The organism is Caulobacter flavus (assembly GCF_003722335.1).
GTDB classification, from domain to species: Bacteria; Pseudomonadota; Alphaproteobacteria; order Caulobacterales; family Caulobacteraceae; genus Caulobacter; species Caulobacter flavus.
Window position 1 is genome coordinate 199,353 of the sequence record NZ_CP026100.1, and the last position, 13,770, is coordinate 213,122.

Genomic DNA, 13,770 nt, shown 5'->3' on the forward strand with positions numbered 1-13,770 from the left:
GGAGACCGCCCGCGTCAGGCCGCGAAGTTGCTGAACGTCATCGAGATGACGCCCGAGTCGCCGCCCTCGTCCTCGTTGGTGACGGTGACGGTGCGCGAGATCACGCCGTCGCGCGGAACCAGGACCGTGAAGTCGAGGTCGCCGTCCAGGTCGTTGGTGGTCTCGCTCGTGCCCTCGTAGAGCAGCGCCGAGCCCTGGATCAGGATGTCGCCGCTGAGCTTGACCTGGCCGATCAGCTTCAGCTCGACGCGCATCTCGCCGCCGGCCCCCTTCTGCATGGTCAGCACGTCCTGGGGCAGGTCGCTGGTCAGCACCGCCTCGTTCTGCTTGTCGGCGCTGCCGTGCTCGTTGGAGCCGAAGGTCTCATGGTCGGTGAGATACATGTGCGCGGCGCAGACCAGGCGCCGGCGGATCTGCGGCGCGCCGTCGCCGCCGACGCCCTGGGGCTTTATGAGCCCGCCGCTTGAGGCAGCCGGCTGGTAGGTGGTGGCCGAAGCCGCCGCGCCGATCGCCGGCGACCAGGCGATCTGGCCGTGCTCGAAATTGCTGATCCGGCCGTTGTTGACGCCCAGGTCCAGCTCGTCCGAGACCGGATAGCCCAGATAGGACTTGTCGGCGCCCAGCTGCTTGTACTTCTCGAGGATCAGGCCGTGCACCTCGTGGGCGCCGGTCGTCGGCGACCAGTAGATCACCCCGCCCTGGAAGGCCGACAGCCGCCCGGCGCCGCCGCCCTGCAGTTCATCGCTGGTGGGAAAGCCCAGGAAGCTGTTCTCCCAGCCCATCGCCGCCCACTTGTTGCGGATCAGGCCGTGCACCTCGTGCGCGCCGGTGGCCTGTGACCAGTAGATCGAGCCGTTCTGGTAGTGCCGGTACCAGCCCTTCTTGTTCGGCGTGAGCGTGTGGGCGATCGTCGCCTTGCCCAGCCAGCCGCCGTCCCCGCCCAGCGCCTGATGCTTGGCGTTGATCGCCTGCACGGGCGCCGAGAGCAGCGGAAATCGCGCGGCGATGTTCGTCAGGTCGTTGACCTGGGCGATCTTGATCCTCGGCGCCAGAGTCGCGGTCGAATCCATTGTCTCTCTCCCAGCCCTTCATGGGCGGCGGGACGATACACGCCAGGCGCGAATTGTCGTGGCCACGCTCGATCACTATATCGCGCTATGGTTGCGCTTGCATTTCGAGCGGACGGGACGCGGTCAGGCTTTCGGCCAGGCCTGGTGGATCGGGATACCGCATTGAATTGGCGAAACAATCGGCGTTTCCATCTTTTCGGCCCGCCGCGACCACGTCCTTCCCGCCCCGCTCACGGACATTCCCGGAAACTGCCCCAACCAAGAACTAGACGACCGGTCTATTATTTCCTACATAGAGCGCCATGACCGCCCGCAAGAAATCCGAGATCACCCGCGAACACATCCTGGCCACCGGTCGCGAGCTGGTGCTGCGCCAGGGTTTCGGCGGCATGGGCCTGAAGGAGCTGCTCGACGCCAGCCAGGTGCCCAAGGGCTCATTCTACTACTACTTCGCCTCCAAGGAGGCGTTCGGCTGCGCGCTGCTGGAAGACTACTGCGCCGAGTACGGCGCCAAGCTCGCCGCCCTGTTCGACGCGCCCGGCAGCGGCCGCCAGCGGCTGATGGCCTACTGGAAGGTCTGGCTGGACGGCGACACGTCCTGCGGCATGGCCGACCGCTGCCTGGTGGTGAAGCTGGGCGCCGAGGTCTCCGACCTGTCGGAAGACATGCGCCTGATCCTCGACACCGGGGTCGAGCGCCTGGTGCGCCGGATCGCCGCCGTCATCGTCGAGGGCCGCGAAGACGGCTCCCTGCCCGGCTCCGGCGATCCGTTGGCGACGGCCCGGGCGATGTACGCCCTGTGGCTGGGCGCGGCCATCCTCGCCAAGCTTTCGAAGGACCAGGCCCCGCTGCGCGAGGCCCTGGCGACCACCGAGACCCTGCTCGCGGCCGCCTGAGGCCGCTCCCCCGACGACAACAAGAAGGAGAACACCATGCGCAGCGCGATCCACGAAACCTTCGGCGATCCGGCCGAGGTCCTGGTCCTGGCCGACAGCCCGATCCCCGAGCCCGGTCCCGGCAAGGTGCGCGTGCGCACCCTGCTCTCTCCCATCCACAACCACGACCTTTGGACCGTGCGCGGCAACTACGGCTACAAGCCCGCCCTACCCGCCATCGGCGGCAGCGAGGCGGTCGGGATCGTCGACGCGGTGGGCGAAGGCGTCGACGCGGCCCTCGTGGGCCAGCGCTTCGCCGTGGCCGGCGTGCACGGCAGCTGGGCCGAGTTCTTCGTCGCCTCGGCCGCCGGCCTGGTGCCCGTGCCCGACGCCATCCCCGACGAGGCCGCCGCCCAGCTGATCGCCATGCCGTTCAGCGCGATCACCCTGCTGGAGACCCTGAACGTCGAGGCCGGCGACTGGGTGGCCCAGAACACCGCCAACGGCGCGGTCGGCAAGACCCTGGCCATGCTGGCCAAGGCCCGCGGCGTCAACGTGATCAACCTGGTGCGCCGCGACGCGGGCGTGGCCGAGCTGACGGAACTGGGCATCGACAACGCCGTCTCGACCGCCGACGCCGACTGGAAGAAGACGGTGGCCGAACTGACCGGCGGCGCACCGATCAAGACCGCGGTCGACTCGATCGGCGGAACCGCCTCGGGCGACATGGCCGACCTGCTGGGCGAGAACGGCCTGCTGGTCTCGTTCGGCTCGATGACCGGCGAGCCGATGCAGATCTCGTCGGGCACGGTGATCTTCAAGCAGCTGACCGTGAAGGGCTTCTGGGGCTCGACCGTCTCGGCCAACATGGCCCCGGACCTGCGCCGCAAGCTGATCGGCGAGCTGCTGACCCAGGTGGCGACCGGCAAGCTGAAGCTGCCGACCGACGGCGTCTACGGCCTCGATCAGGCGGCCGAGGCCGTGAAGGCCTCGCTGACCCCCGGCAAGACCGGCAAGGTGCTGCTGCGGCCGTAAGGCTTTTCCATTCTTCGTCATCCCGGAAAGCCCGGAGGGCTTATCCGGGACCCAGGGGCCGGCGCAGTGCGGTCGCCCCTGGGTCCCGGCTCTCCGCTTCGCGAAGCCTGTCCTCGGGCGCGCTTCGCGCGACCCGGGGGGCCGGGATGACGAACTATTTGAACTACCCTTTCAGCAGCGCCTTCAGCTGCGCCAGCCCGCGCTCGGGCGGGGAGCCGTAGCCGATCGGCTCGACGAACTGGCCCTTGGCGTCGAACAGATAGACCGCCGACGAGTGGTCCACCGTATACTCGCCGCCCTCGATCGGCACCTTGCGGTGATAGACGCGGTAGGCCTTGGCCGCCGCGTCGGTCTGGGCCGTCGTGCCGGTCAGGCCCCGGATGCGATGGTCGAAGTTCGACAGATAGAGCTTCAGCTGCTCGGGCGTGTCGCGCTCGGGGTCGACCGAGACGAACACCACGTTCAGCTTGTCGGCGTCGGGGCCAAGGTCGCGCAGCCAGCCGGTCATCTCGGTCAGGGTCGTCGGACACACCTCCGGACAGAAGGTGAAGCCGAAGAAGATCGCCGTGGGCTTGCCCAGCAGGTCCTTCTCGGTGACGGCCCGGCCGTTCTGGTCGACCAGCTGGAACGGCCCGCCGACCTTGGCCGAGGCGTTGGCCTTGGCGTGTTCGGCCGTGCGGTCGCAGGCGGCCAGGGGCGCGGCGCTAATCAGCGCGGCGAGAACGAACTTGCGAAGACTACGCACGTCTACTTGCCTCCCACGGCCTTGACCGGGACGTTGATCGCCACCGGCGGCGCGAACTTGAACCTCAGGGTCAGCGGCACGCTGGCGCCCGCCACGAGATCGATCTTCGGGCCGATCACCATCAGGTGTTCGGCGCCGGGCTTCAGGGCCACGGCCTGGCCGGCCGGCAGCGCCAGCCCTTCGGATAGCTTGCGCATCCGCATCACGCCGCCGTCCATCGACATGGTGTGGATCTCGGCCCGGGCCGCGGCCGGGGTCTCGACCGACACCAGCTGGTCGGCGGCGACCGCGGTCAGGGTCAGGTAGCAGCCGCCGGCCGGCGCGCCCTTGGGCGCGGCGCGGCACCAGGCGCCCTCGACGGCGACCTTGGCCGCCACGCGGACCGGCGGCGCGGCTTGGGCGGCGCCCGCCAGCGCGCCGATGGCGAGGATCGGGAGAAACAGGGTCTTCATGGTCAGGCTCCAGCCTCGAGGCGCCGGGGGGACAGGCAGCGCAGGATGAGATCGACAGACAGGGCCGCCGCCAGCGAGGCGCCGACGAGCGGATAGAAAACGGCCAGGGGCAGCACGATAGCCAGAAGGCCCAGAGAGGCGCGACGGTCGGCCGGCGGGACCGGGGCGGCCAGCCGCCCCTTTGGACGACGCTTCCACCACATGACGATCGCCGAGACGCCCAGCAGCCAGACGGCGACGCAGCCGGCCAGCATCACCAGCTTGTTGGCCAGGCCGAACTGCTGGCCCTGGTGCACGGCGATGCCCCATTCGATGACCTTGGCCGCCGGACCGAAGTCGCGGTAGCCGAGATCGGCGATCACCCGGCCGTCGCCGCCGTCGAGATAGACGGTGCGGGTGCGCTCGACCTGGTCGGGCATGTAGGCCGCCGTCCAGGTTCCGCCGTGGGTCTTGGGCAAGGTCAGGGTGAAGCCGTCGGTCAGGCCGGCGGCCCTGGCCCGCTCGACGACGGCGTCGACGCCCAGGCTCGCATGGCCGTGGCCCGAGGCGGGCGCGGCGCGAGCCTGCAGCGCCCACGGCACGCCCTCGGTCTGCGCCTCGCCGGCATGGTGCGGCTGGGCGACCGGCGGGCGGGGACGCCCCCAGCCGGCCTGGGTGGTCAGCTGGCGTGCTTCCTTGCCCCAGAAGGCCGACCACGGCATGCCGGTCGCGGCCAGGAACACGATGACGAGGCCCGCGAAGACGCCGGTCACCGCATGCAGGTCGCGCCAGAACACGCGCCTGGCCGGCGCGCCGCGCACGGTCACCACGCCGCCGCCCCGCCCGCGCGGCCACCACAGGAAGACGCCCGTGGCGACCAGCACGATGGCCCAGCCGGCGACGACCTCGACCAGCAGGTTGGCGGCGGGCCCGGCGATGTCCAGGCTGTGCAGCCGCTTGACCAGGCCCATCAGCCCGCCCGGCGCGCCGACGCCCAGCACCCGGCCGGTGTGCGGATCGACATAGGCCGTCCGCGCGCCGTCGTCGGTGTCCAGCGCCAGCTGCACCGAACGATCGCCCCGCGCGGGGATGACCAGCTGCCGGACCTTGCCGCCCGCCGCCACCTCGGCCTGGGCGATCCAGGCCGAGGGGCGCGTCGCCCCCGGCCCGTCGGCCACCACGGTCAGCGGTCGCTGGGCGATGACGGTCAGCTCGTCCTTGAACAGGTAGAGCCCGCCGGTCAGCGCCAGCAGCATCAGCACCGGCAGCACCAGCAGGCCGGCGTAGAAGTGCCAGCGCCAGAAGGCGCGATAGACCTCGCCGGCCGGGGTTTGGCGCGCCTCCGTCATGGTCAGAACGACACCGTCACGCCGCCGAACACCGAACGGCCGTCGCCCGGCCAGATCGCGGCGGTGGCGGCGGACCAGGTCGTGGCCGCCTGGACGTTGGAGACATAGGCCTCGTTCGTCAGGTTGCGGGCGTCGAGGAACAGCGAGACCTTGTCGGTCGCCTTCCAGCCGGCGTTGAGGTTGAGGATCGCGTAGGACGGCGCGGTCCTGGTGTTCTGATAGTCGATCCACTGGTCGGCCGCCGACCACTCCACCGACGGAGCCAGGAACCAGCCGCCGGCCGCGTCGTAGCGCAGCTCTGCCCGGTAGAAGTGCTTGGGCACGATGGGCAGGCGGTTGTCGCCGTACTGGGCGTCGCCCTCGAAGCGGAAGTCCGACAGGGTGTAGGTCTGGCGCAGGCGCCAGCGCGGCGCGAAGGCCCAGTCCAGGGCCGCCTCGATCCCCTGGTGAAGGGTGTCGTCGGCGTTGAAGGTGGCGGCCGGGTGCTGGCTGTCGACGGCGAACTGCAGGAGCTCGTGCTTCAGCTTGGCCCGATAGGCGGTCAAGTCGTAGGTGAACGCCCCGTGATGGCCCCGCGCGCCGGCCTCGGCGGTCCAGGCTTCCTGCGCCTGAATCGGCGCGAAGCCGGTGTTGGCCGGCGACAGCGAGCTGAAGTTCGGCGGCTCCACCGAACGCGTGACGTTGGCGAACAGCTGCGAGCCGTCGTCGCCCTGCCACAGCACGCCCACGCGCGGCGACACCCACTCGTAGTCCTTGTCGGCCGTCAGGTTGAAGGTCGAGGCCACGGCCGGAACCTTGAAGCTCTGGTAGTCGCGCTCGGCCCGGCCCCATGTCAGGCCGCCGACCAGGATCACGTGGTCGGTGACGAAGAGGCGCCCCTCCCCGAACACGTCGGCGGCCTTGGCGTTCTGCAGCGACAGCGACTGCAGCGCGCCCCGCCCGCCCCGGACGTTGGTGTAGAAGGCCGAGTCCAGGTCGCCCTGGCGATACCAGGCGCCGAGATAGGCGTCGGCCTTTAGTCCGCCGATCTCGCCGTCCCAGTCCAGCCGCCCGAAGGCGCCGTAGTTGCGGCTCTGCTGGTCGATGACCTGGAAGATCGGGTGGTCGAGATCCTTCCACACCGCATAGACCGCGCCCTGGAACACCGTGTGCTCGTCCAGCCGCCAGGTCGTGCGCAGCGAGCCGCGCAGGCCGCGCTGGTTGCGGGCCTGGTCAGCGGCGAGGCTGGCGGCGGCGCTCTGGCGCGGATCGGCCTGGAACTGCGCCAGGGTCAGGGCCCCGGGAATCTCCTGGGCGATGTTGGAGCCGTTGAGGGTGAAGCGCACCTCGCGGTCCTGCCCGAAGCTTCGGCCCAGATTGAGCGTGGCGAACTGGATGTTCTGCTGGCTCTGCGAGCGCCAGCCCTGACTGGTCTGGTTGGTGGCGGCCGCGTAGAGGTCCCAGTCGCCCGACTGGCCGGCCAAGGCGACATGTTCGCGGATCAGGCCGAACGAGCCGCCGTCGACGCGGACCCTGGCGTCGAAGCCCGCGTCCTTTCCGGTCGGCGTCACCATGTTGATCGCCCCGCCCAGCAAGGCGCCGCCGAAGCGCAGGGCGTTGCCCCCGCGATAGACCTCGGCGTAGCGGGTGTTCAGCGGGTCGGCGATCTGGCTGTCGCCGTAGCCGTCGGCCTCGTTCAGCGGCACGCCGTCCTGGGCCAGCAGCAGGCCGCGATTGTGGTTGGCGTTGCCGATGCCCGAGCCGCGGATCGAGATGCGGACGTCGCCGCCCCACTTGCGCTGGGCATAGACGCCGGGAGCGTCGCGCAGCATGTCGTCGAGGGCCAGGGCCTGACGGCTGGCATAGGATTCCTGCGAGATCACCGACACCGCGCCGGGGGTCTCCGACAGGCGCTTGCGGGCGTCGGCGACGACGGAGGGGTCCTCGGCGTTGCGGCGGGCGGTGACGATCACCGACGAGACGGCGGCCTCGGCGTCGTCGGGCGTCTCGGCGAGGGCGGCGGCGGGCGCGAGCGCGGACAGAGCGCAGGCGGCCAGCAGAATGGATTTCATCTTCGGGTCCTTGGGCCGCGCCTCGCACGACCATCAGCAGGCGGATCTTGGCCGGGCGCGGAGTGCGCGCGCGGCGTCACGGTCCCGGCGCGCGGCCGGACGCTCCGCCGGTCACGAGACCGGCGGTCAGATCAGCAGGCTGGGAGGACCTCGGGCCGGAAGCGGCGGCGCGGCCAGGCCACGGCCGGGGGCCAGGTGGACGGCGCGGACCGGCTGGGCGTGGGCCGCATAGGCCACGAACTCGACCGGCGCGACCGACAGTTCGGCCGGCGGCGCGCCCATCGGAACGCCGAGCGCGGCGAAGGCGCAGGGGGCGTCGGCGGGCTTCTCGTCGGCGCCCTTCTTGTGGTCCAGGCGCTCGCCGGGGGCGACGACCATGGCGCCCTGGCCGGTGCAGAGCACCAGGGCGAAGGGCAGGCCGTTGCGCGGTTCCGGGGCGGTCATGAAGCCGGCCGGGATCAGCACCTTCAACGCGACCGCCAGCGCCGCGAGCGTCATGAAGACGGCGCGGGCGTTCGTCCAGCGATGGAAGGTCGGCCGGGTCACCCTTCAGGCTTTAGCTCAAGCGGGGCGGCTTGTCCTTGGTCATTCCGTCCCAGGCTTGTCACCTCTGGCGCGAAACGCCTGGCGGGGTACAACCGGACGCATGATCGACCGCCGTTCCTTCCTCGCGTCCGCCGCCGCCCTGGCCGCGCCCGTCCCCGCCCTGGCCCGCGCGAGCGAGGGCGAACGCCTGACCGCCGTGCTGGAGGACCTGATCCAGAAGGCGATGCTCGACTCGCCGCAGTTGATGACCCTGACCGGCATGGACGCCGGCCCCAACGCCGCCGCGCGCGGCAGGCTGGACGACCGCTCGCCGGCCGGCGTCGCCCGCACCCGCCAGCTGTTCGTCGACCTGCGCGACCATCTGGCGACCTTCGACGCCAAGGCCCTGACCGGCATGGACCGCGTCAACCACCGTTCGGCCGCCTACCTGGCCGACACCACCCTGCAGAGCTACGCCATGCCGTTCGGCGACCCGAACGTCGGCGTCGCCGTGCCCTACATCGTCTCGCAGCTGTCGGGCGCCTATCGCGCCGTGCCCAGCTTCCTGGCCGACACCCATCCGGTGAAGACCAAGGACGACGCCGAGGCCTACCTCTCTCGCCTGTCAGCCTTCGCCGTGCTGCTCGACCAGGAGACCGCCCGGGCTCGCGCCGACTTCGCCAAGGGCGCCACCCCGCCCGACTTCGTGCTGCGCACCACGCTCGCCCAGTTCTCGGCGCTGCTCTCGCCAGCCCCGGCCAAGTCCGAGCTGGTCACGGGCCTGACCCGCCGCACGGCCTCGATCCCGGGCGAGTGGGACGCCCGCGCGACCAGGATCGTCGAGGCCGAGGTCTATCCGGCCCTGCGCCGCCAGGCTGACCTGCTGACCGCCGCCCTGCCCAGGGCCACCCACGACGCCGGCGTCTGGCGCCTGCCGGACGGCGAGGCCTACTACCGCTACGCCGTGCGCTCGGCGACGACCACGGATCTCGCCGGCGAGGAGATCCATCGCCTGGGCCTGGAGCTGGTGGCCCGCTTCGCCGCCCGCGCCGACGCCATCCTCAAGGCGCGCGGCCTGACGCAGGGCCCGGTCGGCGCCCGCATCGCCGCCCTGCGCCGCGACCCGGCCAACCTCTATCCCAACGACGACGCCGGCCGCGCGGCCCTGCTGGCCGACCTCGAGGCCAAGACGCAGGCCATGCGCGAGCGCCTGCCCGACTATTTCGGCCGCCTGCCCAAGGCCGGGGTGAAGATCCAGCGCATCCCGCCGTCGATCGAGGGTGGCGCGCCCGGCGCCTACTACACCCCGCCCAGCCTGGACGGCTCGCGCCCCGGCCTGTTCTCGATCAACCTGCGCGACACGGCCGAGCAGCCGCGCTTCGACCTGCCGACCCTGGTGTTCCACGAGGCCATCCCCGGCCACCACCTGCAGAACGCCCTGATGATGGAGGCGCCGGGCATCCCCACCCTGCGCCGCCTGCCGATCTTCTCGGGCTATTCCGAGGGCTGGGCGCTCTATGCCGAGCAGTTGGCCGACGAGATGGGCGCCTACAAGGACGATTCCCTGGGCCAGCTGGGCTACGTCGCCTCGATGCTGTTCCGCGCCTCGCGGCTGGTGCTCGATTCCGGCATCCACGCCAAGCGCTGGAGCCGCGAGCAGGCCATCGCCTACATGTCGGAGACGCTGGGCGACGCCGAAAGCTCGGTCACCCGCGAGGTCGAGCGCTACTGCGTCCAGCCGGGCCAGGCGTCGAGCTACATGCTGGGCTGGCGCACCTGGACGGAAAGCCGCGCCCGCGCCGAAAAGCGCCTGGGCGACAAGTTCAGCTTGAAGGGCTTCCACGACACCGGCCTGACCGCCGGCACCATGCCGCTGGACGTGCTGGCCTCGGTCATCGACGAGTGGAAGGGCGGCTGAGGGTCAGCGCTCCTCTGAGCACTTCTCACCCAAACGGCTCGTCATCCCGGAAAGCCCACAGGGCTTGTCCGGGACCCAGGGGCCGGCGCACCGCAGGCTGCCCCTGGGTCCCGGCTCTACGGTCCGCTACGCGGTCCTCCGGCCGGGATGACGAGCAAAGATATCCGCGCGTCCCTTACGCCCGAACGTAGGTCAGCCTGACCGCTTCGCCGCCGATGCGAGTGCTTTCCACCAGGCGCAGCGCGGGCTTCGAGCCGGCGAAGAACGGCGAGCCGCTCCCCAGCACGACGGGGTGCAGGTAGATCCGGTACTCGTCGATCAGGCCAAGCTCGGTCAGGGTCCGCGCCAGGTCCGGCCCGCCGACCTCGATCTCGCCGTCATGGCTGGCCTTCAGGTCGCGAACCGCCGTTTCCAGGTCGCCGGTCACCAGCGAGGCGTTGGGGCCGACCGTCTTCAGCGTGCGCGAAACGACCCATTTGGGATGGCTTCGCCAGGCCATGGCGAAGTCGCGCCTGGCCTCGTCCCATTCGGGATGGTCGTCGTCCCAGTAGCTCATGATCTCGTAGAGGCGCCGGCCGTACAGGCTGCCCGCCTGGGCGCGCGCCTGGTCGACGAAATACTGGAACAGCACGGGATCAGGCCCGAAACCCGTGTGGTCGACATAGCCGTCGAGGGACTGGTTCATTCCGAACACGAGCTTGGCCATGTTGATCTCCGCGGCCCTCGCTCGGGGCTTGGCCTGAAGTTGCGCGCAAACCCGATCGGGCGCAAAGCCCCCTCTCTCGCCCACTTCTGTGTCGCTGCATAAGTTCGCTATTAAGAGTCACTTGCATTAAGACCGAAAGGCGACCAAAAGCGTCGCCGTTCGGCGAGGCGCTCTGTCGGGAGTCGCCCGCCCAGATAGTGCGAATGATTCTTATTCGCTTATAAACGGGGATAGTCGTATGCGCATTTCCAACCGGACGCGCGGCCTGTTGCTGGCCGGCGTCGCCAACCTCGTTCTCGCCGGCCTCGCCCACGCCCAGGGCGCCGATGCGGCCGAAGAGGCCGTCACCACCAGCAAGCTGTCGCTGGGCAAGGTCGTCGTCTCGGCCGGCCAGGAGAAGGTGGCGATCGATACGCCCCAGGCCGTGACCACGCTCGACCAGGACGCCATCGACCAGGCCCAGGCCTCGACCATCGGCGACCTGCTGGCCGGCATCCCCGGCGTCAACACCATGGGCGGCGTCGGCGCCCTGGGCCAGGGCTTCAACATCCGCGGCATGGGCACCGGCCTGGCCGACAGCGACAGCCGCATCCTGATGCAGATCGACGGCGTCACGAAGTTCTTCGAGCAGTACCGGATGGGCGCGTTCTTCAGCGACCCCGAGCTCTACAAGCGCGTCGAGGTGCTGCGCGGCCCGGCCTCGTCCACCCTCTACGGCGCGGGCGCCCTGGCCGGCGTGGTCAGCTTCACCAGCAAGGACGCCTCGGACTTCCTGCAGGGCGACGACCGCTTCGCCATACGCCTGCGCGGCGGCGTCGAGAGCAACGCCGAGGCCCGCTTCGGCTCGGGCATCCTGGCCTTCAAGCCGACCGAAAGGCTGGAAGTGCTGGGCATGTACACCAGCCGCCGCAGCGACGAGTACGAGAACGGAAACGGCCAGGTCGTGCCGGCCTCCGACGCCAGCTCCGACAGCTACCTGCTGAAGGGCCGCTACACCTTCGGCAAGGACCACAGCGTCTGGGCCTCGTACCAGAACTGGAAGAACGACAGCGTCCAGATCTACGACCAGTCCGAGGCCATGGCCACGACGCCGGTGCGCCGCAAGACCACCGACGACACCGCCGTGATCGGCTACCAGAACGCCTTCGAGGGCAACGACCTGCTCGATTTCGAGGCCCAGGCCTCGTACGCCAACAGCAAGGTCAACCAGACCGACACCACCTTCCTGTCGGGGGTGCTGGAGTCGGAGTTCTCGTACAAGACCTATCAGGGCCGCGCCCAGAACACCTCGGAGTTCCAGTTCGGCGGCGACGGCGTCGCCTTCCTGACCATCGGCGCCCAGGCCTACAAGCAGGAACGCCGCAACCCGCGCCGCACGGCCACGGGCGTCAACCACGGGGCGGCCACCCACCCCGAAGGCGACATGGAGAAGTACGGCCTGTTCGCCCAGGGCGAGGTCACCTACGGCAAGCTGACCGTGATCCCGGGCGTCCGCGTCGACTGGACCAAGCTGCAGCCGGGCCTGGGCGTCACCACCACCAGGGAGGTCAAGGACAACGGCGTCTCGCCGAAGATCGCCGCCCTCTACAGCCTGACCGAATGGGCCTCGGTGTTCGGCTCGATCGCCCACACCGTGCGCATGCCGGTGCTGGACGAGATCTACAGCCGCACCTCGACGGCGGCGACCAACTACAGCCTCAACCTCAAGCCCGAGGAGTCCGACAACTACGAGGTCGGCGGCACGCTGCAGTTCCGCAACCTGTTCGGCCAGGGCGACCAGGCGCGGGTCAAGACCACGCTGTTCCGCAACGACGTCAGCAACCTGATCGCCCGCGGCACGGCCACCTCCAGCTACTTCCTCAACATCGGCGAGGCCCGCTATTCGGGCGTCGAGGTCGAGGCCGAGTACGGCGCCAAGCGCTTCTTCGCCCGCGGCGCGCTGTCGGTGATCGACGGCGAGAACCGCACGGCGAACGTTCCGCTGAACACCATCCCGGCCGACACCCTGAACCTGACGCTCGGCTACGTCTTCCCGGCCCAGAACCTGACCGTGGGCTGGCGCGGCGAGTTCGCCGACGACCAGAACGAGACCACCACCGCCTCGCTGCGCACGCCCGGCTATTCGGTGCACAACCTGTTCCTGACCTGGAAGCCGCAGGACGGCGCGCTGAAGGGCCTGGAGGTGCAGGCCGGCGTCGACAACCTGTTCGACAAGGCCTTCCGCCGCCACCTGTCGTCGCTCGACGCCGAGGGCCGGACGGTCAAGCTCACGCTCGGCAAGACCTTCTAGCCATGAGAACGCCCTGGCACGTTCGAGCCTGGGCGACGGGGGCGTCGTTGATCATCAACGGCGCCCTCGGGCTGGCCGTCGTCCAGTGGGAGCAGAGGCCCGTTCTCGCGCCCATGGACGACGCGGCCATGCTGATCTCGCTGGGCGACCCGGCGCTCGACAGCGTCAAAAACGCGACCTCGCCGGACGCCGAGCCAGCCCCGACGCCGGAAACCGAACCCGCGCCGCCCCAGCCGGCGCAACCCGATAAGCCCGCACCCAAGCCGCTGCCGCCGCGTCCCGACGGCTGGCTGACCCAGGCCGCGCCAGCCCCGCTGTCACCCGCTCCGCCTTCGGAAGCTCCGCCGCGCCCGACGCCGCCCGCCGCGAGCCAGGCCGCCGTACCCGCCGCCGCCCGGGCCATGGACGCCAGCGCCGCCAAGCCGCCCGCCGGCCGCCGCGACGCCGACAGCGTCCAGACCACCGCCGGCTCCAGCACCGCCTACGCCGCGCGCGTCCGCGCCTGGCTGGAAAGCCACAAGACCTATCCCAAGGCCGCCCGCATGCGGAAACAGCAGGGCACGGCCCACGTGACCTTCGTCCTCGACCGCGCCGGCCACGTGCTGGACTGCCGCGTCACCGGCCCCACCGGCCACGCGCTGCTGGACGCCGAGGTCCGCGCCATGGTCGCCCGCGCCGATCCGTTTCCGGCCCCGCCGCACACGATCAAGGGCGACCGCATCGAGATGGACGCGCCGGTGGAGTTCGCCCTGTCCCGCTAGATCCTCCCCCACAG

At 70.3% G+C, this 13,770-nt stretch carries 12 protein-coding genes; 5 read left to right on the forward strand and 7 right to left on the reverse strand.

Going from position 1 to position 13,770, the window contains the following annotated elements:
• Positions 1-14 precede the first annotated feature (14 nt).
• The gene (locus C1707_RS01085; RefSeq protein ID WP_101712269.1) at positions 15-1,070 is read right to left on the reverse strand and encodes an LGFP repeat-containing protein; all 1,056 of its coding nucleotides are present in this window, start codon (positions 1,068-1,070) and stop codon (positions 15-17) included.
• Positions 1,071-1,372: 302 nt separating this feature from the next.
• Between C1707_RS01085 and C1707_RS01090 the strand changes: the two genes are divergently transcribed.
• Both C1707_RS01090 and C1707_RS01095 read left to right on the forward strand, forming a co-directional pair.
• Complete coding sequence (locus tag C1707_RS01090) at positions 1,373-1,966, forward strand: TetR/AcrR family transcriptional regulator (protein WP_101712268.1); 594 nt, start codon at positions 1,373-1,375, stop codon at positions 1,964-1,966.
• A gap of 36 nt (positions 1,967-2,002) precedes the next feature.
• The gene (locus tag C1707_RS01095; RefSeq protein ID WP_101712267.1) at positions 2,003-2,980 is read left to right on the forward strand and encodes a zinc-binding dehydrogenase; all 978 of its coding nucleotides are present in this window, start codon (positions 2,003-2,005) and stop codon (positions 2,978-2,980) included.
• A gap of 163 nt (positions 2,981-3,143) precedes the next feature.
• Here the strand turns inward: C1707_RS01095 and C1707_RS01100 are convergent, their stop codons facing one another.
• The 5 genes from C1707_RS01100 to C1707_RS01120 all read right to left on the reverse strand — a co-directional run bounded on the left by C1707_RS01100 (position 3,144) and on the right by C1707_RS01120 (position 8,102).
• Positions 3,144-3,725, reverse strand: coding sequence for an SCO family protein (locus C1707_RS01100; RefSeq protein ID WP_101712266.1), 582 nt, complete (start codon positions 3,723-3,725; stop codon positions 3,144-3,146).
• A 2-nt stretch (positions 3,726-3,727) separates the two neighbouring features.
• Complete coding sequence (locus tag C1707_RS01105; RefSeq protein WP_101712265.1) at positions 3,728-4,177, reverse strand: copper chaperone PCu(A)C; 450 nt, start codon at positions 4,175-4,177, stop codon at positions 3,728-3,730.
• 2 nt (positions 4,178-4,179) lie between these two features.
• Complete coding sequence (locus C1707_RS01110) at positions 4,180-5,505, reverse strand: PepSY-associated TM helix domain-containing protein (protein ID WP_101712264.1); 1,326 nt, start codon at positions 5,503-5,505, stop codon at positions 4,180-4,182.
• Between the two features lie 2 nt (positions 5,506-5,507).
• Complete coding sequence (locus C1707_RS01115) at positions 5,508-7,556, reverse strand: TonB-dependent receptor family protein (protein WP_101712263.1); 2,049 nt, start codon at positions 7,554-7,556, stop codon at positions 5,508-5,510.
• A gap of 126 nt (positions 7,557-7,682) precedes the next feature.
• Positions 7,683-8,102, reverse strand: a complete 420-nt coding sequence (locus tag C1707_RS01120; protein ID WP_240633840.1) for a DUF2946 family protein — start codon at positions 8,100-8,102, stop codon at positions 7,683-7,685.
• Between the two features lie 100 nt (positions 8,103-8,202).
• Between C1707_RS01120 and C1707_RS01125 the strand changes: the two genes are divergently transcribed.
• Positions 8,203-9,999, forward strand: coding sequence for a DUF885 domain-containing protein (locus C1707_RS01125; RefSeq protein WP_101712262.1), 1,797 nt, complete (start codon positions 8,203-8,205; stop codon positions 9,997-9,999).
• Between the two features lie 175 nt (positions 10,000-10,174).
• Here C1707_RS01125 and C1707_RS01130 read toward each other — a convergent pair whose 3' ends face one another.
• Positions 10,175-10,705 (reverse strand): dihydrofolate reductase family protein, encoded by a 531-nt coding sequence (locus C1707_RS01130; RefSeq protein WP_101712261.1) that lies wholly within the window; start codon positions 10,703-10,705, stop codon positions 10,175-10,177.
• A 238-nt stretch (positions 10,706-10,943) separates the two neighbouring features.
• Between C1707_RS01130 and C1707_RS01135 the strand changes: the two genes are divergently transcribed.
• Together C1707_RS01135 and C1707_RS01140 are read left to right on the forward strand one after the other, a co-directional pair.
• Complete coding sequence (locus C1707_RS01135) at positions 10,944-12,995, forward strand: TonB-dependent receptor domain-containing protein (RefSeq protein ID WP_101712260.1); 2,052 nt, start codon at positions 10,944-10,946, stop codon at positions 12,993-12,995.
• 47 nt (positions 12,996-13,042) lie between these two features.
• A complete protein-coding gene (locus C1707_RS01140) occupies positions 13,043-13,756 on the forward strand; it encodes an energy transducer TonB (protein WP_123170699.1) in 714 nt (237 codons plus the stop codon).
• The last annotated feature ends 14 nt before the right edge of the window (positions 13,757-13,770 follow it).